Annotated in this window: 20 protein-coding genes; 8 read left to right on the forward strand and 12 right to left on the reverse strand. The window is 65.5% G+C overall.

Annotated features, from left to right (window positions below; all coding sequences use genetic code 11):
- On the forward strand, positions 1–3,543 hold the full coding sequence (gene uca / locus XI02_RS07810) for an urea carboxylase (protein ID WP_172648645.1): 3,543 nt from the start codon (positions 1–3) through the stop codon (positions 3,541–3,543).
- An 18-nt stretch (positions 3,544–3,561) separates the two neighbouring features.
- Here the strand turns inward: uca and XI02_RS07815 are convergent, their stop codons facing one another.
- The gene (locus XI02_RS07815) at positions 3,562–3,852 is read right to left on the reverse strand and encodes a hypothetical protein (RefSeq protein ID WP_194483384.1); all 291 of its coding nucleotides are present in this window, start codon (positions 3,850–3,852) and stop codon (positions 3,562–3,564) included.
- Between the two features lie 304 nt (positions 3,853–4,156).
- Here XI02_RS07815 and XI02_RS07820 point away from each other — a divergent pair, with 304 nt between their 5' ends.
- Complete coding sequence (locus XI02_RS07820; protein WP_244980787.1) at positions 4,157–5,203, forward strand: AraC family transcriptional regulator; 1,047 nt, start codon at positions 4,157–4,159, stop codon at positions 5,201–5,203.
- Between the two features lie 292 nt (positions 5,204–5,495).
- Here XI02_RS07820 and XI02_RS07825 read toward each other — a convergent pair whose 3' ends face one another.
- The 6 genes from XI02_RS07825 to XI02_RS07850 all read right to left on the reverse strand — a co-directional run bounded on the left by XI02_RS07825 (position 5,496) and on the right by XI02_RS07850 (position 12,207).
- On the reverse strand, positions 5,496–6,191 hold the full coding sequence (locus XI02_RS07825) for an ABC transporter ATP-binding protein (protein WP_016847028.1): 696 nt from the start codon (positions 6,189–6,191) through the stop codon (positions 5,496–5,498).
- On the reverse strand, positions 6,191–6,940 hold the full coding sequence (locus tag XI02_RS07830; RefSeq protein ID WP_016847027.1) for an ABC transporter ATP-binding protein: 750 nt from the start codon (positions 6,938–6,940) through the stop codon (positions 6,191–6,193). The genes XI02_RS07825 and XI02_RS07830 overlap by 1 nt, the downstream gene beginning before the upstream one ends.
- Positions 6,937–8,229, reverse strand: coding sequence for a branched-chain amino acid ABC transporter permease (locus XI02_RS07835; protein WP_172648644.1), 1,293 nt, complete (start codon positions 8,227–8,229; stop codon positions 6,937–6,939). The genes XI02_RS07830 and XI02_RS07835 overlap by 4 nt, the downstream gene beginning before the upstream one ends.
- Positions 8,226–9,173 (reverse strand): branched-chain amino acid ABC transporter permease, encoded by a 948-nt coding sequence (locus XI02_RS07840; protein WP_016847025.1) that lies wholly within the window; start codon positions 9,171–9,173, stop codon positions 8,226–8,228. Before XI02_RS07840 ends, XI02_RS07835 begins: the two co-directional genes overlap by 4 nt.
- A 162-nt stretch (positions 9,174–9,335) precedes the next feature.
- Positions 9,336–10,574, reverse strand: coding sequence for a branched-chain amino acid ABC transporter substrate-binding protein (locus XI02_RS07845; protein ID WP_050385200.1), 1,239 nt, complete (start codon positions 10,572–10,574; stop codon positions 9,336–9,338).
- A 406-nt stretch (positions 10,575–10,980) separates the two neighbouring features.
- Complete coding sequence (locus tag XI02_RS07850; RefSeq protein WP_172648643.1) at positions 10,981–12,207, reverse strand: TetR/AcrR family transcriptional regulator; 1,227 nt, start codon at positions 12,205–12,207, stop codon at positions 10,981–10,983.
- A 246-nt stretch (positions 12,208–12,453) separates the two neighbouring features.
- Here XI02_RS07850 and XI02_RS07855 point away from each other — a divergent pair, with 246 nt between their 5' ends.
- Both XI02_RS07855 and XI02_RS07860 read left to right on the forward strand, forming a co-directional pair.
- Entirely contained in the window at positions 12,454–13,518 is a 1,065-nt protein-coding gene (locus tag XI02_RS07855) for a ketopantoate reductase family protein (RefSeq protein ID WP_016847022.1), read from the forward strand.
- Between the two features lie 141 nt (positions 13,519–13,659).
- A complete protein-coding gene (locus tag XI02_RS07860) occupies positions 13,660–13,854 on the forward strand; it encodes a hypothetical protein (protein WP_172648642.1) in 195 nt (64 codons plus the stop codon).
- Between the two features lie 276 nt (positions 13,855–14,130).
- On the opposite strand, the gene rnk is transcribed toward XI02_RS07860, so the two are convergent.
- The 3 genes from rnk to XI02_RS07875 all read right to left on the reverse strand — a co-directional run bounded on the left by rnk (position 14,131) and on the right by XI02_RS07875 (position 15,947).
- On the reverse strand, positions 14,131–14,550 hold the full coding sequence (gene rnk / locus XI02_RS07865) for a nucleoside diphosphate kinase regulator (protein WP_244980786.1): 420 nt from the start codon (positions 14,548–14,550) through the stop codon (positions 14,131–14,133).
- Positions 14,551–14,853: 303 nt separating this feature from the next.
- Positions 14,854–15,384 (reverse strand): chromate transporter, encoded by a 531-nt coding sequence (locus XI02_RS07870; protein ID WP_038384313.1) that lies wholly within the window; start codon positions 15,382–15,384, stop codon positions 14,854–14,856.
- Positions 15,381–15,947, reverse strand: coding sequence for a chromate transporter (locus XI02_RS07875; protein WP_016847017.1), 567 nt, complete (start codon positions 15,945–15,947; stop codon positions 15,381–15,383). The genes XI02_RS07870 and XI02_RS07875 overlap by 4 nt, the downstream gene beginning before the upstream one ends.
- A 116-nt stretch (positions 15,948–16,063) precedes the next feature.
- Here XI02_RS07875 and XI02_RS07880 point away from each other — a divergent pair, with 116 nt between their 5' ends.
- Together XI02_RS07880 and XI02_RS07885 are read left to right on the forward strand one after the other, a co-directional pair.
- Positions 16,064–16,981 (forward strand): LysR family transcriptional regulator, encoded by a 918-nt coding sequence (locus XI02_RS07880; RefSeq protein ID WP_194483385.1) that lies wholly within the window; start codon positions 16,064–16,066, stop codon positions 16,979–16,981.
- Between the two features lie 187 nt (positions 16,982–17,168).
- Positions 17,169–17,717 (forward strand): carboxymuconolactone decarboxylase family protein, encoded by a 549-nt coding sequence (locus XI02_RS07885; RefSeq protein ID WP_172648641.1) that lies wholly within the window; start codon positions 17,169–17,171, stop codon positions 17,715–17,717.
- A gap of 54 nt (positions 17,718–17,771) precedes the next feature.
- On the opposite strand, the gene XI02_RS07890 is transcribed toward XI02_RS07885, so the two are convergent.
- Positions 17,772–18,764, reverse strand: a complete 993-nt coding sequence (locus tag XI02_RS07890) for a GlxA family transcriptional regulator (RefSeq protein ID WP_172648640.1) — start codon at positions 18,762–18,764, stop codon at positions 17,772–17,774.
- Positions 18,765–18,828: 64 nt separating this feature from the next.
- On the opposite strand from XI02_RS07890, the gene XI02_RS07895 reads away from it, so the two are divergent.
- Positions 18,829–19,542, forward strand: coding sequence for a DJ-1/PfpI family protein (locus XI02_RS07895; RefSeq protein WP_172648639.1), 714 nt, complete (start codon positions 18,829–18,831; stop codon positions 19,540–19,542).
- Positions 19,543–19,548: 6 nt separating this feature from the next.
- Here the strand turns inward: XI02_RS07895 and XI02_RS07900 are convergent, their stop codons facing one another.
- Positions 19,549–20,040 (reverse strand): hypothetical protein, encoded by a 492-nt coding sequence (locus XI02_RS07900; protein ID WP_370143849.1) that lies wholly within the window; start codon positions 20,038–20,040, stop codon positions 19,549–19,551.
- Positions 20,041–20,287: 247 nt separating this feature from the next.
- Between XI02_RS07900 and XI02_RS07905 the strand changes: the two genes are divergently transcribed.
- Positions 20,288–21,352: an amidohydrolase family protein gene (locus tag XI02_RS07905; RefSeq protein ID WP_172649252.1), complete on the forward strand. Its 1,065-nt coding sequence runs from the start codon at positions 20,288–20,290 to the stop codon at positions 21,350–21,352.
- Positions 21,353–21,365: the final 13 nt, after the last annotated feature.

Below are 21,365 nucleotides of genomic sequence, written 5' to 3' on the forward strand. Positions count from 1 at the left end.
ATGTTCAGCAAGGTCCTGATTGCCAACCGCGGCGAGATCGCCGGGCGGATCGGCAGAACATTGCGCCGCATGGGCATTGGCTCGGTCGCGGTTTATTCCGACGCCGACCGCTTCACCCGGCCGGTGCTCGACGCCGACGAGGCGGTGCGGATCGGTCCTGCGCCCGCCGCGGAGAGCTATCTCAATGTCGATGCGATCATGGCGGCGTGCCTTGCCACCGGCGCGCAGGCGGTGCATCCCGGCTACGGCTTCCTGTCGGAGAACCGCCGCTTCGCCGAGCGGCTCGCCGGGCACGGCATCAAATTCATCGGGCCGCGGCCTGAGCATCTCGACGCTTTCGGCCTCAAGCACCGCGCGCGTGAGATCGCCGAGCGCAGCGGCGTGCCGCTGCTGCCGGGCTCAGGCCTGCTCGAGACCATCGACGAGGCGGTGCAACAGGCGGAAGCGATCGGCTTTCCGGTGATGCTGAAGAGCACGGCGGGCGGCGGCGGCATCGGCATGCAGCTGTGCCACGACATGGCGACGCTGCGCGAGCGCTTCGAATCGGTGCAGCGCACCGCGCGGGCAAGCTTTGGCGACGCCCGGGTCTATCTCGAGCGGTTCGTCGCCCGTGCCCGCCATATCGAGGTGCAGATCTTCGGCAATGGCAAGGGCGACGTGGTCGCGCTCGGCGAACGCGATTGCTCGCTGCAGCGGCGCAACCAGAAGGTCTTTGAGGAGACGCCCGCGCCGGGGCTGTCCGCCGACATCCGCCGGCGACTGCACGCGGCCGCGGTCTCGCTGGGCAAGGCGGTCTCGTACGAGTCCGCCGGCACGGTCGAGTTCATCTACGACGTCGAGCGCGACGATTTCTATTTCCTCGAGGTCAACACCCGTCTGCAGGTCGAGCATCCCGTCACCGAGCAGGTCACCGGCGTCGACCTCGTCGAATGGATGATCCGGCAGGCGGCCGGTGACGACGTGCTCGGCCAGGCGGGCGCGCTCGCGCCAAAGGGAGCTGCGATCGAGGTCCGGCTCTATGCCGAGAATCCGGGCACCGGCTTTCGCCCGAGCGCGGGCCGCCTGACGCAGGTCAGCTTTTCGCCGGATGCGCGGATCGACGGCTGGATCGAGACCGGTACCGAGGTGTCGCCGTTCTACGATCCGATGCTGGCCAAGATCATCGTCTCAGCCGAGACGCGCGAGGCCGCGATCGCGCGGCTTTCACAGGCGCTGGACGATACGGTCGTAGCCGGCATCGAGACCAATCTGGACTATCTGCGCGCGATTGCAGCATCCGACGTGTTCCGCGGCGGCCAGGTGGCAACGAGTGTGCTCGGCGCGTTCGCCTATCGCCCGCGCACCATCGAGGTGGTCGCGCCGGGGGCGCAGAGCGGGGTGCAGGAATTGCCCGGCCGGCTGCATCTCTGGCATGTCGGCGTGCCGCCGAGCGGCCCGATGGACGAACGGTCGTTTCGCCTCGCCAATCGCGTGGTCGGCAATCCGGAAGTAACGACCGCACTGGAACTGACGGTCAACGGACCGACCTTGCGCTTCAACGCCGATGCGATCGTCGCGCTCTCGGGCGCGCGGATGAGGTCATCGCTCGACGGCACGGATGTCGCGTATGACGAACCGCTCGCCGTGCGCGCCGGCCAGACGCTCGCGATCGGCAGCATCAAGGGTCCCGGTCAGCGCAGCTATCTCGCCGTGCGCGGCGGCATCGACGTGCCCGAAATTCTTGGGTCGCGGGCCGTATTTGCGCTCGGCGCCTTCGGCGGCCATGCGACGGGTTCGCTGAAGGCCGGCGACGTCTTGCATATCGGCGCCGAGCCATCGGGCCTTGCGGCGCCGCGGCGCGCCACGGAGGACGAGCGGCCGCAGCTCACATCGGCGTGGCAGATCGGCGTGGTCTACGGCCCGCACGGCGCGCCGGACTTCTTCCTCGACGAGGATATCGAAACGCTGTTCGCGGCAAGCTATGAGGTGCATTTCAACAGCGCGCGCACCGGCGTGCGGCTGATCGGGCCGAAGCCGCGCTGGGCCCGCGCCGATGGCGGCGAGGCCGGGCTGCATCCGTCGAACATCCACGACAACGCCTACGCGGTCGGCTCGATCGACTTCACCGGCGACATGCCGATCATCCTCGGCCCCGACGGACCGAGCCTCGGCGGCTTCGTCTGTCCGGCCGTTGTCGCCCGCGACGAGCTCTGGAAGGTCGGTCAGCTCCGGCCCGGCGATACCGTCCGCTTCGTGCCGGTGAAACGCGACGATCCGGTGGCCGGCCCCACGGTGCTGCGCGCGCCCGAGCTCGGCTCGGCAGTTGTCGGACGTAACGATGACGGCCCGATCCCGGTGGTGTACCGGCGCGCCGGCGACGACAATCTGCTGGTCGAATACGGCCCGATGGAGCTCGACATCGCGCTGCGGCTGCGCGTGCACGTGCTGGCGCAGGCGCTGGAAGAGGCGAAGCTCGCCAGCCTGATTGATCTGACGCCCGGCATCCGCTCGCTGCAGATCCATTATGACGGCACCGCGTTGTCGCGCGGAAAATTGCTCGACGTGCTGCGCCGGATCGAGCGCGAATTGCCGCCGGTTGACGCCATGCGGGTGCCGAGCCGCACCGTGCATCTGCCGCTGTCGTGGCGCGATCCGCAGGCCGAGCTCGCGATGCGCAAATATCAGGAGCTGGTGCGCGCGGACGCGCCATGGTGTCCATCGAATGTCGAGTTCATCCGGCGCATCAACGGGCTTGCGAGCGAGGATGATGTCCGCCGCATCGTGTTCGACGCGGACTATTTCGTACTCGGCCTCGGCGACGTCTATCTCGGCGCGCCAGTGGCGACGCCGCTCGACCCGCGGCATCGGCTGGTGACCACGAAGTACAATCCGGCGCGGACCTGGACGCCGGAGAACGCGGTCGGGATCGGCGGCGCCTATATGTGCATCTACGGCATGGAGGGGCCGGGCGGCTACCAGCTGTTCGGCCGCACCATCCAGGTCTGGAACACCTGGCGCACCACGCGGGTGTTCGAGCCCAATCATCCCTGGTTGCTGCGGTTCTTCGACAAGATCCGCTTCTTCCCGGTCGACGCCGATGAACTGCTCGACGCGCGCGCCGCGTTCCCGCACGGGCAATACGACATCCGGATCGAAGAGGGCGAATTCTCCTACGCCGACTACGCCAAGTCGCTGGCCGAGGCGCGGCCGTCGATCGCCGCGTTCAAGGCGACGCAGCAGTCCGCGTTCGACGCCGAGCGCCAGCGCTGGCGCGAGATGAAGCTCGACGAGACGCCGGTGGAGTCGATCGATGCGGGTGTCACGGCGACGGGAATTCCCGACGGCCAGATCGGCGCCTTCTCCGAAGTGCCCGGCAACATCTGGAAAGTCCTGGTCGAGGAGGGCGCCAAGGTCGCGGCCGGCGACGTGCTGGCCATCATCGAATCCATGAAGATGGAGATTTCGGTGCACGCGCCCGCCGCGGGCCGCATCGCGTCGGTGCCTGTGAAGCCCGGCCAGACACTGCGCGCGGGCGATGTCGTGGCGTTGCTCCGGCCGGGCTAGAGCGGCTACACAGCCGCACTAGTCCTTGGGATCGGCCGGTGGGTCGAGCGGAGGGGCCGTCTCGACCTCCTTCTCCGGCCGCTGCGAGCGTTGATCATCAATTGACGCGTTTTGCCTTAACACCCGATCGATCTTCATCCTTACGCGGCGTGCCGCGAGCAATCCCAGGACCGCCTGAACCGTTCCCGAGAAGTTGCGATCGCGGACGGAAAACGAGTAACGCCAGGTGCCCGCAGCCTCGCCTTCAATGATCGTGTAATGAACTGAACGATGAATGCCGCTATGCTGGGCACGTGTTTCTTCAACCACGACCTAGCTCATATGGCCGTTCGCTTCGGCGCCAATCGCCTGTCCCAGCGAATTTGCATGCTTGACCAAGCCCATGACGAGTTCGCCCCCGCGCGGGCCCAATTGGAAGCCGACTGCCGTCGTTTCAAGGCAGCAATGGAGTGGCCGCGAAGCAATCGGCTAGACGATTTGCGTCCGTTGCGTCTTGCGATCCCGGGTCATTAAATTGCGAGATGGTGTCAGACCGGATGGGCTCATTTGACATAGGTCAAAATCCGATCCCGGAAGCTCCCGACGCTGCGCCACGAACACAGTTCGGTGCCGAATGAAAACCGCCATACGCCTTGCAAGCGCCTTGCCGTCAATACCGAGCTCTGCCGGGGGAATCGCGCGTCTCACATGTGCCCGGCTGCGCGAGGCGCAGGTTGATCCGGCCCCGATCGTGTCAGCTGCGGGCCTGGCAATCGACGACGTCGAGGACCGCAAGCTCCGCATCGATGCGCGAGCGCAGGTCAGGCTGCTCGAACTCGCCGCAAGGGAATTGCAGGACGACTGCTTCGGACTCCATCTGGCTCAAGGCTTCGAGCTGGGCGAGATCGGGCTTCTGTACTACGTCATGGCTTCATCGGAGCATCTCGTTGACGCCTTGCGAATCGGCGGACGCTACTGCGCGATTAACAACGAGGGTGTGCGGTTGCGGAGCTCGCTGGATCGCTGCTTCGCCATCGGGTTCGAATATGTCAACATCGATCGGTCGTCGGATCGTCACCATGCGGAATTCTGGCTGGTTACGCTGATCCGTATTTGCCGCGCACTGACTGACGGCAGGCTGGTCCCGAAGCAAATCAAGTTGAAGCACGCCAGACGAGAAACGCCGTTGGATGTGCGATCCCTTCTCGGATGCGAGATCGAATTTGCAGCGGACAGGGACGAGCTCTTGTTTCCGTCCCGGATCGGCGCATTGCCTGTCGTGGGTGCTGATCTGCATCTCAACAGGATGTTGCTCCAATATGCCGACGAAGCGCTTCGTAACCGGGCATCGAGACGAAGCAGCGTGCGCTCTCGCGTCGAAGGCCATATCGCCCAGCTGCTTCCGCACGGCAAAGCCAATGCCGAGGCGGTCGCGCGTCGTCTTGGCATGAGCCGCAGGACGCTCGCTCGAGCGTTGTCGTCGGAGGGGGCGGACTTTTCAGACGTTCTCAAGGCGTTTCGAATTGCCCTTGCCCGCCATTACCTCGAAGACGAGGAGCTGCCGATTTCCAAAATCGCGTGGCTATTGGGCTACAGCGAGGTCTCTTCCTTCACACATGCGTTCGTCCGTTGGACCGGCCTAACGCCAAGGGCCTATCGCAGTTCGAATGGCGATCGGTGATGGGCTGACACGAGCTCTCAAGTAGCTGGCACAGACTAGCAAGACCTGGCGGAGCGCACTCCGCTAGGGCAGTCCCATGCGGTCGAGACTCTTCTCCCAACTCGCGTGTCGCTGTCGCCGCGCTTCGGCCGCGGTTTTCGGCCTCATGACCAGAGACGACTGGCTATTCCTGGCTTCGATAATCTGCTTCCACAGTCTCTTGGTCGTGCTGGTCTGGGTCGTGTTCGCGAACTGACCGATGGCGCTGCTAGGCCGACGTTCGATTGCTTTGTCGATCCGCCGGTGTCCCGCCTCAAACCTCGAGCCATTCCTCGCGGACGGCGGCATTCGACTTGAGCTGGTCGGGGGTGCCTTCGAACACGACGCGGCCGTGGCCCATGATGTAGACCCGGTTCGAGATCTTCATCGCGATCGACAGCTTCTGCTCGACCAAGAGGATGGCGACGCCGGCCTTGGCGATCCGTGCGATCAATTCGCCGACCTGCTGCACGATCAGCGGCGCCAGGCCTTCGGTCGGCTCGTCGATCATCATCAATTCGGGGTCGCCGAGCAGCGTGCGGCAGGTGGTCAGCATCTGCTTCTCGCCGCCCGACAGCACGCCCGCCGGCGTGTCGGCGCGCGCGGCGAGGTTCGGGAACATGTCGAGCATCTCCTGCAGCCGCCACTTGCCGGGGCGGCGCGGGTCCTTGATGCCGAGGATCAGGTTCTGGCGAACCGTCAGCCCCGGGAAGATGTCGCGATGCTCGGGCACATAGCCGAGCCCCAGGCGGGCGATCTTGTGGCTCGGCAGGCCGGCGATGTCCTGGCCCTTGAAGCGGATGGTGCCCTGCGGCGGCACCTCGCCCATGATCGCCTTGACCGTGGTGGAGCGGCCGACGCCGTTGCGGCCGAGCAGGCTGACCACCTCGCCGGCCGCGATGTCGAGATCGACGCCCTGCAGGATGTGGCTCTTGCCGTAATAGGCGTGAAGATTCCTGACCTCGAGCATCAGTCGATCTCCTCGCCGAGATAGGCTTCCTTGACCTTCGGGTTGCCGCGGATCTCCTCCGGCGTGCCGGAGGCGATGATGTGGCCGTAGACCAGCACCGAGATGCGGTCGGCGAGGCCGAACACCACGCTCATGTCGTGCTCGACGATGACGAGCGTGCGCCCCTCGGTGAGGCGGCGGATCAAGGCGACGGCGCGCTCGGTCTCGGCGTGGCTCATGCCCGCGGTCGGTTCGTCCAGCATGATGACGCTGGCGCCGCCGGCGATCGTGATGCCGATCTCGAGCTCGCGCTGCTCGGCATAGGTCAGAAGGCCCGCCGGCACGTCGCGGCGGTGGCTGAGATGGATGTCGTCGAGGATCTGCGCGGTGCGCTGCTTCACCTCGGGCAGATTGTCGACGTTCTTCCAGAACGCGTAGCGGTGGCCGGTCGCCCACAGCACGGCGCAGCGGACGTTCTCCCACACCGTCATGCGGGCGAACACGTTGGTGACCTGGAACGAGCGCGACAGCCCGCGCCGGTTGATCTCGAAGGGCCGCAAGCCCGAGGTCACCTCGCCGTTGAGGCGGATCTCGCCCGAGGTCGGCTTGATGTGGCCAGAGATCAGGTTGAACGTCGTCGACTTGCCGGCGCCGTTGGGGCCGATGATGGCGTGACGCTCGCCCTTGGCGACGCTGAGATTGAGATCGCGGATGATCTGGACATTGCCAAAGCTCTTCTCGACGGCGTTGACTTGAATGGCAGCGGTCATGCGAGATACCCCCGGTCACGGGCCACCGTCGCGGCGCGGTCCCAGGCTTCCGCGACGCGCCGCCAGGTGATGCGTGCGACCAGGAAGCCGCCGACGAGCAGAACCGCCGCGGTCGCCCAGGTCGTCGGCGCCGTCGCGACGAACGGGATGCCGAGCAGATTGATCGGCTCGCCGCCCGAGAAGCGCGCAACGGTCTCGATGGTCAGGATGACGCCGAGCGCCAGCGCCAGCGTCGGGATCGCCGCGACCAGATAGGACGGGATCACGGTGCTGAGGGTCCCGGCGCGGATCAGCGGACGGTGCTTCATCAGGATGCCGGCGATGCCGCCGGGCGCGAACATCACGATGCCGATGAAGATGATGCCGAAATAGAGCTGCCAGACCGAGGTGACGCTGGTCAGCCCGAGCTGCAGATAGGTCACCAGGATGGCGCCGAGGATCGGACCGAAGAAATAGGCGGTGCCGCCGATGAACGCGGAGAACAGCACGAGCCCCGATTGCGTTGCGCCGAGATAGGCCGAGTTGGCGATCTCGAAGTTGATCGCGGTCAGCCCGCCGGCGATGCCGGCAAAGAAGCCGGCGAACATGTAGGCGAGATAGCGCACCACATGCGGATCGTAGCCGATGAACTCGACGCGCTCCGGATTGTCGCGCACCGCGTTGCAGATCCGCCCGAGCGGCGTGCGGGTCAGTGCATACATCGCGATCGCCGACACCATCACCCAGAACGCGATCAGATAATAGACCTGGATCTGCGGCCCGAAGGTCCAGCCGAACATCGGCATCAGCGAGGTGCGGTCGGTGGTGATGCCGGACTCGCCGCCGAACACGCTGCGCAGGATCAGCGACGACGAGGCGACCAGTTCGCCGATGCCGAGCGAGATCATCGCGAACACGGTGCCGGCGCGCTTGGTCATCACCCAGCCGACGAGGAGGGCGAACGCCATGCCGCCGATGCCGCCGACCAGCGGGATCACCGGCAGCGGGATCGGCCAGTTGTGGCTGGCGACCGCATTCATGACGTGCACGGCGAGGAAGCCGCCAAGGCCGTACTGCACGGCGTGTCCGAACGACAGCAGCCCGGTCTGGCCGAGCAGGATGTTGTAGGACAGCGCAAAGATGATCGCGATGCCGATCAGGCAGAACGAGGTCAGCGAGCCGCCGGCGCCGAACACCAGCGGCAGCACGACGAGCGCTATGGCTGCGAGCAGCCAGACGGCATAGAAGCTCAGGGCGCTGCCGGGCTCCTGCTTGGCCGCAGCGATGGAGGGCGTGGAAGCGTTGGTCATGACTCGCGCGTCCCCAACAGGCCCATGGGGCGGAAGATCAGGACCAGCACCAGCAGCACGTAAGGCAGGATCGGCGCGATCTGCGCGATCGTGACGTTCCAGATGTCGGTGAGCGGCGAGGGACCGAGGCTCGGATCGAGCGGGCCGAATACGCTGGCGAGCGACCCGTTCAGCGCGACTGCAAAGGTCTGGATCAGGCCGATCAGGAGCGATGCGATGAAGGCGCCGGGCAGCGAGCCGAGCCCGCCGAACACGATGACGACGAACAGGATCGGACCGAGCAGCGCGGCCATGTCGGATTGCGTCACCAGCGAGGGACCGGCGATGACGCCGGCGAGGCCCGCGAGCGCGCTGCCGACGCCGAACACCAGCATGAACACGCGTCCGACATTGTGGCCGAGATGGCCGACCATGCTCGGATGGGTCAGCGCGGCCTGCACGATCAGGCCGACGCGCGTCTTCTTCAAGGTGACCAGCAGTGCGATGAAGATCACGACCGAGATCACCAGCATGAAGATCTTGTAGGCCGGGTAGTTGGTGGAGAACACGGTGAAGGCGGGGAAGTCGAGCGCCGCCGGGACGCGGTAGTCGACCGGGCTCTTGCCCCAGATCATCGAGACGATCTCTTCGATCGCGAACGCCAGTCCGAAGGTCAGCAGCAGTTCGGCGACATGGCCGTGCTTGTGGGTGTTGCGCAGGCCGTAGCGCTCGACCGCCATGCCGACCGCGCCGACCAGCAGCGGCGCCAGCACCAGGGCAGGCCAGAATCCGATCCAGCGGGTGAGCTGAAAGCCGAAAAACGCGCCGAGCATGTAGAAGCTGGCATGCGCGAAGTTCAGCACGCCCATCATGCTGAAGATGACGGTGAGCCCGCTGGACAACAGGAACAGCAGCATGCCGAACAGGACGCCGTTGAGCGTCGAGATGACGATCAGCTCAGCCACGGCGCACTCGCTTGAGACTGGAACGGTTCACGTGATCAAAGACCTGTCGAACGAAAGGAACTTACCCGTCATTCCGGGCGATGCGAAGCATCGAACCCGGAATCTCGAAATTCCGGGTTCGCTCGCCAGCGCGAGCGGCCCCGGAATGACCGAAGTGGCCGATCAGGGCCGCTTCATGTTGCAGGTGGTCGGAAGCATCGTCTGCGCGGTGTCGATCTTGGACACGATGCGCCAGCCCCAGCCGGTGTTTTCCTCGTCGAACGGCTCCTTGGTCTTGTCGGCCAGCGAGCCGAACGAGGAGATGTAGATCGGCTGGAAGAACTGGTGGTCGTCCTTGCGGATGAAGCCCTCGCCGCCGTCGAACACTTCGAACTTCATGCCTTCGAGCGCGGCCGCGACCTTCACCGGATCGATCGAATTGGCCTTCTCGGCGGCCGCCTTGAACATCCGCATCTCGTTGACCGCGCGCGGATACCACACGGAAATGCCGGTCTTGGCGCGGAAGTCCTTCTCGAAATCCATCGCCGCCTTGTTGCCGGAGTTCGGGACGCCTTCGCTGATCTGGAACACCTGGCCCTCGAGGCCGGCCTGCTTGATCGCGGTCGGTCCGCCGGCGCCGCCGGCATAGTAGGTGTACCAGTTGACCTTGAGGCCGGCGTCAGCCGCCGCCTTCAGCAGCAGCGCGAAGTCCTGGCCCCAGTTGCCGGTCACGACAGTGTCGGCGCCGGACGCCTTGATCTTGGCGATGTAGGGCGAGAAGTCGGTGACCTTGAGCATCGGGTGCAGTTCGTCGCCGACGACCTGGATATCCGGCCGCTTTTCGCCCAGCATCTTGCGCGCCGTTGATCGCACCGACTGGCCGAACGAATAGTCCATGTTGATCAGATAGACCTTCTTGATGGACGGCTGGCCCTTCATGTAGTTGGTCAGCGCTTCCATCTTGATGTCCGAGTTCGCATCCCAGCGGAAATGCCAGTAGCTGCACTTCTCGTTGGTCATCGCCGGATCGACCGCGGCGTAGTTGAAGTAGAGCACTTCCTTGCCGGGGTTGCGCGAATTGTGCTTGGTGACGAAATCTTCCAGCGCCGCGCCGACCGACGAGCCGTTGCCCTGGGTGATGTAGTGGACGCCGGCGTCGACCGCCTTCTGCGCCTGCACCAGGCTTTCCTGCGGATTGGTCTTGTTGTCGAGCGGGACGATCTCGACCTTGTGGCCGAGGATGCCGCCCTTGGCGTTCAACTCGTCGGCGAGATACTGAAACGTCTTCAGGCCGCCTTCGCCAACGCTGGCGCCGCCGCCGGAGAGCGGATCGATATAGCCGATCTTGATGGATTCCTGCGCGGACGCCGCGCCTCCCAACACCGTCAGCGCTGCCGCGGCGGCAACGATCAGCCTATGCATCCTGCGTTCTCCCTTGCTCGTGTTTCTTGATCTTTAGCGATCGAGGCCGTCTCATAACCCCAATCGCCGAACCTTCGCAACTTTCGCTTTGAATACTGCGTCAAGTTTTAGCAGAAGGTATCATGATGTTATAGGCCATATATCGCCGGAATCGGGCGCTGTTTTGAATTGCAGGTAAACTTTTGGATGAAGCTGCAGTCGCCCTCGCGCCGGTTCACCTTTGGAACTGACGTCGTAACGGGCCTGCCTCAAAATCTCCCCTTGAAAAGGGGAGGTCGCTTCGCTCGTCAGAGCGAAGCGGGTGGGGATCGGCTCTCTCCGCATACATCATAGCCTGCGGCTGACCCCCATCCCGACCTTCCCCCTTTCACGGGAAGGAGAAAGCTGGATCGCTACCGTGGCGGATCTAGCCCGGATGTCGGCGCGGCTTGAGGCCCGCGAGGAAGAGCCGCGCGAAATGATCGGCGATCTCGGCTGGAGACCAGTCACGCCTGGTCTTGAACCAGATCGGATACCAGTGGCCCATTCCGGTGAGAATGCGCTCTGCGAAATAGGTATCGATGCGGCGGAAACGGCCCTCCTCGATCCAGCGCTGATAGCTGTTCTGGTCTTGCCGGATCGTCGCCAGCACGTCTCCGACATAGGCTTTCCGGTCGGCGTCGTTGAGATAGTTGATGTTGTGGTAGGTCGCCTTTGGGCCGCAGGGCGTGTCGTGCAGCATCAACAGCAGGCGGATTCGCTGCACGATATGATCGAATGCCCCAAGGCTGTGCTCTTGCAGATGCTCGCGAATGCTGACCTCGCCGGCGAGCCCGCGTCGCAGGCAGGCCAGCAGCAGGCTCTCCTTTTCACTGAAATGATAGTAGATGCCGGCGCGGGTCATGCCCGCATCCACGGCGATGCTCTCGAGCGACGTGCCCGAGGCGCCGCGTCGGTTGAAGCTGTCCGAGGCAATCGACAGCATCCGGTCGAATTTGGCGGCCCGCTTGTTCAACGCTGCGCGAGCCTCGAGGAACGGGGCGAGGCTGAGCGCCTCGGGCATTTTGGGAAGCGCGATCTCGCGTCGATAGACGCCATGCGTGATGATGTCGTCGATGGCATCGATCGCCTGTTGCCGCGTGTAGTAGTCGCGTTCGGACAGCCAGAACGGAACCCAGTCCAGGATGGAGATCAGCGCCACCGCCGTGAGCTGTGGCTCGTCGCAGGCGATCGAGCCGTCCGCCACGCCCCGATCGAGGATGTCCGCGAGCAGCGCGGCGTTCTGCCAGCGCCTGGCATGGACCTCGCTGCTGTAGGGCGCGGCCAGCGCATCGATATCGCTGAACAGGATCATGCGCTGGCCTTCGGGCCTCAGCCTGCCGCGCACGAAGCGTCTGACGATCTCGAGCCCGTCGATGCCGGGCTCGGCGGCCGCCTCGATTTCGTGGCGGTAGATCGCAAGGCCGCGCAGATAGCAGTGGAAGATGAGATCTTCCTTGTCGCGGAAATAGTGGTACAGCGCGCCCGGCACGGCCTGCACCGATGCTGCGACCTGCTCCATCGTCACGTTGGCATAGGAGTGGCGGGCAAACAGCCGGGAAGCTGAGACGAGGATTTCTTCAGCCCGATCCGTCGGGTCGGCGGCGACTTGCAAGCTCGAAGGCCCTTCCTGATCGCGGAACGAAAATCCGCACGCGAGATAATCCCCTTGGCAGCCGCTTGTCGATCTGCGATAGACGGTGGCATACCATACACCAGACAGTCCTGATCGTCTGGTGATTTGGCGACCGTCGGCCCGTGGGTGCGGGACGGCCAATATCGACCGGGCATCGGTTCGGCAGCAGCTTCGGACAGGATTTTGGAGAGCAAGCCTTTCGTGAGGAGGGCTATTGGAGAGAGCATGGCGCGCAACATTCTGATTTTGGGAGCTTCCTACGGCTCCCTGCTGGGGACCAAGCTGCTGATGGCGGGTCACAACGTCTCCCTGGTGTGCCGGAAGAACACCGCCGACCTGATCAACCGCGAAGGCACCGAGGTGCGGATCAAGCTGCGCGACGAGAAGGAGCACCGCTCGATCTTCTCGCGCGATCTGCCGGGCAAGCTCGACGCCGTCACGCCCGCCGATGTCGACGTCTCGCGCTACGACATGGTCGGCCTTGCGATGCAGGAGCCGCAATACACCAACCACACGGTTCGCGTGCTGATGATCAAGATCGCGGCGGCGAAGTTGCCCTGCCTGTCGATCATGAACATGCCGCCGCTGCCGTATCTGAAACGGATTCCCGCGCTCGCCGGCATGGACCTCGAGGAGGCCTACACCAACGCGCAGGTGTGGGAGCGCTTCGAGCCGGGCCTCGTCACGCTGTGCTCGCCCGATCCGCAGGCCTTCCGTCCCCCGGAGGAGAAGGCCAATGTGCTGCATGTCGGCTTGCCGACCAACTTCAAGGCCTCCGCCTTCGCCGACGACAAGCACAACAAGGTGCTGCGCGAGCTCGAAGCCGACATCGACGCCGTGACGCTCGACGGCCAGGACGTTCCGGTGAAGCTGAAGGTGTTCGATTCGCTGTTCGTACCGCTGGCCAAGTGGTCGATGCTGCTGACCGGCAATTATCGCTGCATCACGCCGACGGAGCCGCAGTCGATCCGCGACGCCGTGCATGGCGACCTCAAGCGCTCGCAGGCGATCTATGATCATGTCGACGCCATCGCGCGCAAGCTCGGCGCCGATCCCGCGGACCAGGTGCCGTTCGCGAAATACGCCAAGGCCGCCGAAAGCCTGCTCAAGCCGTCATCGGCGGCCCGCGCGGTTGCCGCCGGCGCGCCGTTCATCGAGCGCGTCGACCTGCTGGTGAAGCTGATTTCGCACCAGCTCGGCACGCCGAGCACCGAGATCGACCGCACGGTCGAGACCGTCGATCAGAAGCTGAACGAGAAGATCGTGCAGGGCGGCTCCGGCGCGGAGTGACCGAAGGCGTTGATGGCGGGGGCAGGAACGCCCTCGCCATGCACCGGCGATCTGCAATGCGCGCAATCGCGGTGGCCGGACGCATGGCTCGACCTGTCCAGATGAGATAGACTCGCCCGGCTGCGGTTGGGAGCAACGGACATGCCGAGCAAATCGCTTCCTCTCCTTGCAATCTACGGCGACCTCGATCGCGCACGTGACATCCTGCGCGCCTGGCAGCCGCTCGACCATCTCTCTCCTGAAGATGCCGAGATCGTCGTGAAGGCGATCGCCGAAGGCATCGCGCGCGGGCGCCGGCACGGGATCGAGATGGGACAGTGTCATCAGGCGGCGTGAGCTACACGCTCAGCACTCCGATAGCGCATGTGAGGTGAGCACGCCGGTCAGGCACCCTCTCCCCTTGCGGGAGAGGGTGGGGAGAGGGGTGGCTCCGGGCGAGATGATCGAAATGAATTCAGCGCGCAATCTCGGCTACGTGTCGTGTGTGCTCTACTGAATGGAGAGAGCGTGCCGTGTGGCACCCCTCTCCCCAGCCCTCCCCCGCAAGGGGGGAGGGAGCCCTTCCGCCAGTGGCTCCCTTACGAGAAGTTAGTCACCAACGCGAAGCGACCGCTAGCCCTGATGCGTCACGGCCAAAACTGTCACCGAACGCGTCTGCTGGCTCGGCGTCTGAAAATCGATCGTCTGGCCGACCGACAATCCGATCAGCGCGGCACCGACCGGCGTCAGCACCGAGATGCGTCGCAGCGCGATGTCGGCTTCGTGCGGGTAGACGAGCACGACCTCCCTGACGTCGCCGGTTTCGTCGTCGCGGTAGCGGACAAGCGAGCCCATGCGGACCACGTCATGCAGATCGGCATCGTCGGCGACCAGCTGGGCGCGGTCCGTCTCGCGTGCAAGGAACTGGGCGACGCGGGGAAACACCGCCATGCTGGAATCGGCCAGCGCGCTGAGGCGATGCGCCTCGCTCGCGGTGATCACGATCGGCGGCAATGCCGGGGCGGTAAAGCTGCTCTGAATGGTTCGGGTCATGTCGGTTGATCTTTGTGGTTGATCGGAGGCGCACGAGCGCCGGCGCGCGGATATCTCGCGACGCGACGGACTGAAATGATTTGATGGCGTCGAGGAATCCGGACGGCGTGCGATCGCCGGCCGGCTAATTGCCTGCGTGCAAACGTCCGGCGCGCAATTCGCGGCGCGCGATACGGGTGTCGATGCGGAGCGTGTCGATCATGGCACCATCAACATAGCCGCTGGCGACGTCGCATCCATTGCGGCGAAAGCGCGCACTCGGCCGCGTGGAACGATGCGCCATCGCCGTAAACGGCGCGGGCGTCAGGGCTGTCCAATGCCGGACAGGCCGAGCACCGCGCCGGCGGCGAGCGCGACAAGCGGATGGATGCGGGTCGTGGTGGTAGCGATCGCGACCATTGCCGCGATCAGGATCGTGCCCCAGCTCGAGGCCGATGCGTGGGTGATGACGATGGCGCTGGCGGTGACGAGCCCGGCGGTGACCGGAACCAGCCCGGCCTGCACGGTGCGGCGCCAGGGCCGGTCCTTGAAGCGTTCCCAGAGCCGCAGCGCGAAGCCCGTCACCAGCGACGACGGCCCAAACTTGGCGAGCGACGTCACCAGCACGCCGGAGAAGCCCGCGACATGCCAGCCGACCAGCGGCACCACCATCATGTTCGGCCCGGGTGCTGCCTGCGCCAGCGCGAACAGCGCGCCGAATTCCTGCGCCGTCATCCAGTGATGGACGTCGACCACCTGACGCTGCATCTCCGGCAGGATGGTGTTGCCGCCGCCAAAGGCGAGCAGCGAGAGCTCGGCGAAGATCAGCGCGAGCGTGACGAGGGTTGCGCTCATGACGCCTGCCGCGACCTGAGGACAATGCTGAGCGGCGCCAGCGTCAGCAGGGTCGGCAGCAGCGGCAAGCGGAACACGGCGATCGCCAGCACGCAGAGCGCGCCGATGAACAGGCCGAGCACATCGCGCCGCAGCGGCCAGGCGATCTTGATCGCGGTGGAAATCAGCAGCCCGGCTGCCGCGGCGGCGAGACCGCCGAACAGATGGCGGACGACCGGGTCGTCGGCGAAGCGGCCATAGATCACACCTAGGCCGATCACGACCGCGGTCGGCACCGCGATCAGGCCGAGGATCGCCGCGAATGCGCCGGGAATGCCGCGAAACTTCAGCCCGACCGCGACCGACATGTTGATGATGTTGCCGCCGGGCAGGAACTGGCACAGCCCGAGCAGGTCGGTGAACTCCGCGCCGGTGAGCCAGCCGCGCTTCTCCACCATCATGTGGCGCGCCAGCGGCAGCACGCCGCCGAAGCCGGTCAGTCCGAGGATGAAGAAGCCCGTGAACAACTCGCCGACATCAGGTGCGACATGCTTGGTGGTTTGCGCGGCGGGGATGGCGTCCATTGGCGGGGCGGCTCCGGTTCGATTGTTCTTTGAGCCGACTCTAGTTGGCCGCATGCCAAATATCCAATATATGGATGCGGGAATTTGCATATCCATTGCATATGGACTGCCTGCCCATGATCGAACTGCGCCATCTCCGCTATGCCGTCGCGGTCGCCGAGGAAGGCCATATCACTCGCGCCGCCGCGCGACTCGGCATCCAGCAGCCGCCGCTGAGCCAGCAGATCCGCGCGCTGGAAACCGCGATCGGCGCGCCATTGTTTCGCCGGCAGCCGCGCGGGGTCGAGCTGACCGCCGCCGGCCGTGCCTTCGTCGGCAAGGCGCGCGCGATCCTGCGCGACGCCGACCTCGCCGTCGAGGCCGCGCGCCGCGCGAGCCGCGGCCAGGAAGGCCAGCTGGCCATCGGCTTCACCTCTTCGGCCGCCTTCCATCCCTTCGTCACCGGGGTGATGCGCGAAATGCGCGAGCGCGCGCCGGCGATCACGCTGTCGCTCGAGGAGGCCTCGACCGGTGAACTGATCGCAGCCGTCGAGGCCGATCGGCTCGATGCCGCATTCGTGCGTGCGCCAAGCGAGCGGCTGGAGAACCTCACGATCACGCATCTGCTCGACGAGGAGATGGTGGTCGCACTGCCGGACCATCATCCGCGCGCCCGCAAGGACACCCGCCGGCGGATTTCGCTGGCCTCGCTCGCCGACGAGCCGCTGATCCTCTACCGCCGTCCGACCGGGCCCGGCCTCTATGACAGCATCATCGCCGCCTGCCGCGCCGGGGGCTTCAGCCCGAAGGTGGCGCAGGAGGCGACGCGGATGGTGTCGACGCTGAGCCTCGTCGCGGCGGGGCTCGGCATTTCGATCGTGCCGGAATCGATGGCGCGGCTCGAGACCGCCGGCGTGTCGTATCTTCGCCTTGACCGCGCCACGGGCCTCGTTGCGCCGCTCGCGCTGGCGCGCAAGAAGGGCCCCGCCGGCGGCACGCTCGGCCGCCTGCTCGGGATCGTGACGCGGCGGGTGAAGGACCGCGCCGGCGGTTAGTGGAGCCTGCGCGACGTAGCAGAATGTCGCCGCTGCCGCCGATGGCGCGGAATGTGGGGAGTTTGGCGAACGCGCGCGTTCGGGCGCGGCTAGACAGCCTCCATCGAATCCGGTTGCCCGCGCGTGGACCGCAACAGCTGCGTCTGGAGGCTTCGGGTTCAATCAACACCACGAAAGGCATTCCCCGATGGCGCGTTTTCCTGTCCATACGCTCGAGTCTGCCCCCGAAGCCTCGAAGCCTGTCCTGCGCGAGGTCGAGGCGCGCTTTGGCATGATCCCGAACCTTGCGGCGACGATGGCGACGTCGCCCGTGCTGATCCAGAGCTTCATCGGCATCTTCGACAAGGTTCACGGCGGCAGCTTCACCGAGCAGCAGATCCAGACCGTGCTGCTCACCGACGCGGTGACCAATCGCTGCGCCTGGGCGGTCGCGCTGCATTCCGCGCTCGGCTTGCAGGCCGGCCTCGATCCGGCCGATGTCGATGCGATACGTGCCGGCCGCTCGCCCGCCGACAAGACGCTCGGCGCGCTCTCGACGCTGGCGCGGTCGCTGATCGAGAAGCGCGGGCGGCTCGACGATGAGGAGATCGAACGATTCCTGGCGGCCGGGTTCTACAAGGACCTCGTGCTCGAGGTGATCACCATCGTGGCGGCGTCGACCATCACCAACTACACCGGCAGCGTCACCAATCCACCGCTTGAGGCGGCGTTGCAGGAATATGCCTGGAACGGTTGAGGCGATCGCGCTCCAGGGTTTTTACTGCACGCTGGCTGCGGATCGAAGCGCATTCTAGCCCGCAAATCTGGCGCGGTAGTCCTGCGGCGTGGTCGATAGCAGGCGCAGGAAGCTGCGGCGCATCGTCTCCTCGGACCCGAAGCCGCAGCGCTGTGAGATGCGTTTGATCGGCAGGCGCGTTTCCGAGAGCAGATGCCGCGCGCCCTCGACGCGGAGCCGCTCGATCGCGCGCGCCGGCGTCAAGCCGGTCGCTTCAGCGTAATGGCGGCTGAAGCTGCGCTCGCTCATGCCGGCCTGTTTCGCCAGCGTCGACAGCGAGAGGTCGCCGGCCAGATGGTTGCTGATCCAGTCGTGCAGCACGCTGAACCTGTCGTCGGTTGCCTGCAGTGACAGGATTTCGCTGAATTGCGCCTGTCCGCCCGGCCGCTTGAAAAACACCACGAGATAGCGGGCGACGGCAAGCGCCGCGGTGCGGCCGAGATCCTCCTCCACCAGCGCCAGCGCCAGATCGATGCCGGAGGTGACGCCGGCCGACGTCCAGAACGAACCGTCGCGCACGAAGATCGGATCGGGCTCGACGTGGACATCGGGAAAGCGCTCGGCGAGCTCTGCGCAAAATCCCCAATGGGTCGCGGCACGTCGGCCATCGAGCACGCCCGATGCGGCGAGCAGGAACGCGCCGGTGCAGACCGATGCGGTGCGGCGCGCCTGTCCGGCGCGTTCGCGCACCCAGTCCACCAGGACGGCATCGGCCGCCGCGGCGTTGACGCCGTCGCCGCCCGGAATCACCAGCGTGTCGACCGCGGTGTCGATCGCGGGCAGCGGATGCACCGCGAGCCCGACGCCGGCGGATGACTCGACGTTCGGGCCATCCTTTGCAACGACGCGGACGTCATATGGCTCGGCGTTGCCAGCCTTGGTCGCCAGCGCATTGGCGGACGCGAACACCTGCAACGGTCCGGTGACGTCGAGCAGCTGCACCGCCGGATAGGCCAGCACTTCGATTGAGCGGCGGTTTGGCGAAAAACGTGGGCTGGTTGGCGTCATCGCCGAAACCTGCCGCGCTAGATTCGCTTTGTCCATAGTGCAAGGAAAGTTCGAGGAAAGTTCGATGATTGCTCACGATGTTCATCTGCGGATCGGTTCGCTGCTGTTCGAAGGCGTCGATCAAATCGATTTGACCGGGCCGTTCGAGGTGCTGTCGCGGATTCCGAATTCGACCTGCCGCATCTACGGCAAGACCGCCGAGCCGGTCCGCGACATCAAGGGATTGCGGCTGACACCGGACGCGACGCTGGCCGATGCGCCGCCGCTCGATGTGTTGCATGTGCCCGGCGGGTTCGGTCAGGAAGCCCTGATGGAGGACGCGGAGGTGCTCGGCTGGATCAGCCGGCAGGCGGCGGGCGGATGCCGCATCTTCTCGGTCTGTACCGGTGCCCTGCTGTGCGGAGCAGCCGGCCTGTTGAAGGGACGCAGGGCGACGACGCATTGGGCCTCGCTGCATCTGTTGCCGTTCTTCGGCGCTGTTCCCGTGAATGAGCGCGTGGTGATCGACGGCAGCTACATCTTTGCCGCCGGCGTGACCTCAGGCATCGACGGAGCGTTGCGGCTGGCCGCCGAGTTGCGCGGCGACGATGCCGCGCGATCGATCCAGCTCTATATGGCCTATGCACCGGAGCCGCTGTTCGACAGCGGCACGCCGGAGACGGCGCCGCCCGCGATCCTTCAACAGGCCCGGCAAGCCGTGCGCGCGATCACGGCGCAGCGGGAGGAGACCGCGCGTCGCGTGGCGGCGAGGCTGGGCGTCGTCGTGCAGGGAGTCTGAGCAGGGCTAGTTTCCCGGCTCGAAGCTGCAGTCGGCGCCGCCGCCGGCCTTGTCCTTGATCACTTTCGGATCGAGCGTGCAGGATAGTTTCGACAGCGCCTCGTAGATCGTACCGGCGGCGCCGTCGGGCGGCACGCCGGCCAGCGCTTCGGTGGCGAAGATCGCGTTGGCCTCGCGTCCCGTCACGGTACGGGTGTTGCCGCCGAAGGTCAGCGCGCAGGAGCGCGAGGTGATGTCGACATTGCTGGCGCGGCAGACGACCTTGTCGGCGGTGACGGTGATCTTCCTGGTGACGGGGACATTGCTGTCGCCATTGAAGAACGCGGCGACCGCCTTCTTCTCCTTGGCCGGCAACGGCGCGTAGGGCGCCACCACGCCGGCGAGCGCCAGCGCGACCGAACCGGAGGTGGTCGCAGGCCCAGCCCATGCGGCCGACGCGGCCAGCGACAATGAACATGCGAGGATCGTCAATCGGCCAGGCCTCATTCCAAGTCTCATTCCCGTCTCCTGTATCTGCGCTTGTATCTGCGCTTTCCGCGGCGCGGAATCGCTAGCACGTCTCGCGGCCTGAACAGGTGACGCCATTCACACGCGATCCCGCAACTTCGCGTGAGACGCGGATGCGCACAGGGCAGGGCGGCCCCGCGTGGACCCGCTTGCACGATCGCGTCATCGGCGTCACAGTCCGGTCCGTGGCAGCGATGCCGCCAACAACGACGACAAGAAGATCAATCCGGGGAACGCCATGGCGGCCACGCGCATCGACTGCGACATCCATCCCGCGGTGGGGGGAACGCGCACCACGCTGCTGCCCTATCTGAGCGATCACTGGAAGGAACAGGTCGTCAGCCGCGCCATCGACGGGCTCGACCTCAATTCCTATCCGCCGTCGATGCCGCTGTCCGGCCGCGCCGACTGGCGGCCGGCGGACGGCAGCAAGCCCGGCAGCGATCTTGCCATGGTGCAGCGCGGCGCATTCGACCAGCTCGGCGCCAGCCACGCGATCTGCAATGTCGTCTATGGCGCGCAGGCGGTGTTCGATTCCTACATGGCAGCGGACTTCTGCAAGGCGATCAACGACTGGATCGCGGCCGAGTGGCTTGCCAGGGACAAACGGCTGCGCGCCTCGATCGTAGTGCCGATCCAGGCGCCGGATCTCGCGGTCGAGGAGATCGAGCGCAGGGCCGGCGACAATCGCTTCGTCTCGGTGCTGGTGCCCTCGCAGGGCGAGACGCTGCTCGGCCGGCGGCATTACTGGCCGATCTATCAGGCCGCCGAGAAATACAAGCTGCCGGTCGCGATCCACGCCGGCAGTGCCTACCGGGGCGCGCCGAGCTCGATCGGCTGGCCGTCCTACCGCTATGAATATTATCTCGCCGAGGCGCAGGCATTCCAGGCACAGACGTTGAGTCTGATCTATGAGGGCGTGTTCGGGAAGTATCCCGGATTGACCGTCGTGCTGATGGAGTCGGGCGTCAGCTGGCTACCGGCCTTCATGTGGCGCGCCAACAAGACCTGGCGCGGCGTGCGCGTCGAGGTGCCGTGGGTAGAGCGCGAGCCGGCCGCGATCATCCGCGACCATTTCCGCGTCACCATGCAGCCGTTCGACGCGCCGCTGGATGCAACCGGCGTCGCCGACATCATCGACCAGATCGGCTCCGACAAGATGTTCCTGTTCGCATCAGACTATCCGCACTGGCAGTTCGACGGCGACGATCCGGTTCCGCGATATCTGCCTGACAGCATCGTCAAGCGGATGTGCGAGGACAATCCGATTGAAACGTTCCCGCGTCTGAAGCTCGACGCCTGACTGAGGAGGATCG

The organism is Bradyrhizobium sp. CCBAU 21365, assembly GCF_015291305.1.
Lineage (GTDB): Bacteria > Pseudomonadota > Alphaproteobacteria > Rhizobiales > Xanthobacteraceae > Bradyrhizobium > Bradyrhizobium elkanii.

What these genes read in the sequence shown, in the direction of transcription:
- uca (WP_172648645.1), top strand. Translation starts at nt 1, where the DNA reads ATGTTCAGCAAGGTCCTGATTGCCAACCGCGGCGAGATCGCCGGGCGG.
- XI02_RS07820 (WP_244980787.1), top strand. Translation starts at nt 4,157, where the DNA reads ATGAAAACCGCCATACGCCTTGCAAGCGCCTTGCCGTCAATACCGAGC.
- XI02_RS07825 (WP_016847028.1), bottom strand. Translation starts at nt 6,191, where the DNA reads ATGCTCGAGGTCAGGAATCTTCACGCCTATTACGGCAAGAGCCACATC.
- XI02_RS07830 (WP_016847027.1), bottom strand. Translation starts at nt 6,940, where the DNA reads ATGACCGCTGCCATTCAAGTCAACGCCGTCGAGAAGAGCTTTGGCAAT.
- XI02_RS07835 (WP_172648644.1), bottom strand. Translation starts at nt 8,229, where the DNA reads ATGACCAACGCTTCCACGCCCTCCATCGCTGCGGCCAAGCAGGAGCCC.
- XI02_RS07845 (WP_050385200.1), bottom strand. Translation starts at nt 10,574, where the DNA reads ATGCATAGGCTGATCGTTGCCGCCGCGGCAGCGCTGACGGTGTTGGGA.
- XI02_RS07855 (WP_016847022.1), top strand. Translation starts at nt 12,454, where the DNA reads ATGGCGCGCAACATTCTGATTTTGGGAGCTTCCTACGGCTCCCTGCTG.
- XI02_RS07860 (WP_172648642.1), top strand. Translation starts at nt 13,660, where the DNA reads ATGCCGAGCAAATCGCTTCCTCTCCTTGCAATCTACGGCGACCTCGAT.
- rnk (WP_244980786.1), bottom strand. Translation starts at nt 14,550, where the DNA reads ATGACCCGAACCATTCAGAGCAGCTTTACCGCCCCGGCATTGCCGCCG.
- XI02_RS07870 (WP_038384313.1), bottom strand. Translation starts at nt 15,384, where the DNA reads ATGAGCGCAACCCTCGTCACGCTCGCGCTGATCTTCGCCGAGCTCTCG.
- XI02_RS07875 (WP_016847017.1), bottom strand. Translation starts at nt 15,947, where the DNA reads ATGGACGCCATCCCCGCCGCGCAAACCACCAAGCATGTCGCACCTGAT.
- XI02_RS07880 (WP_194483385.1), top strand. Translation starts at nt 16,064, where the DNA reads ATGATCGAACTGCGCCATCTCCGCTATGCCGTCGCGGTCGCCGAGGAA.
- XI02_RS07885 (WP_172648641.1), top strand. Translation starts at nt 17,169, where the DNA reads ATGGCGCGTTTTCCTGTCCATACGCTCGAGTCTGCCCCCGAAGCCTCG.
- XI02_RS07890 (WP_172648640.1), bottom strand. Translation starts at nt 18,764, where the DNA reads ATGACGCCAACCAGCCCACGTTTTTCGCCAAACCGCCGCTCAATCGAA.
- XI02_RS07895 (WP_172648639.1), top strand. Translation starts at nt 18,829, where the DNA reads ATGATTGCTCACGATGTTCATCTGCGGATCGGTTCGCTGCTGTTCGAA.
- XI02_RS07900 (WP_370143849.1), bottom strand. Translation starts at nt 20,040, where the DNA reads ATGAGACTTGGAATGAGGCCTGGCCGATTGACGATCCTCGCATGTTCA.
- XI02_RS07905 (WP_172649252.1), top strand. Translation starts at nt 20,288, where the DNA reads ATGGCGGCCACGCGCATCGACTGCGACATCCATCCCGCGGTGGGGGGA.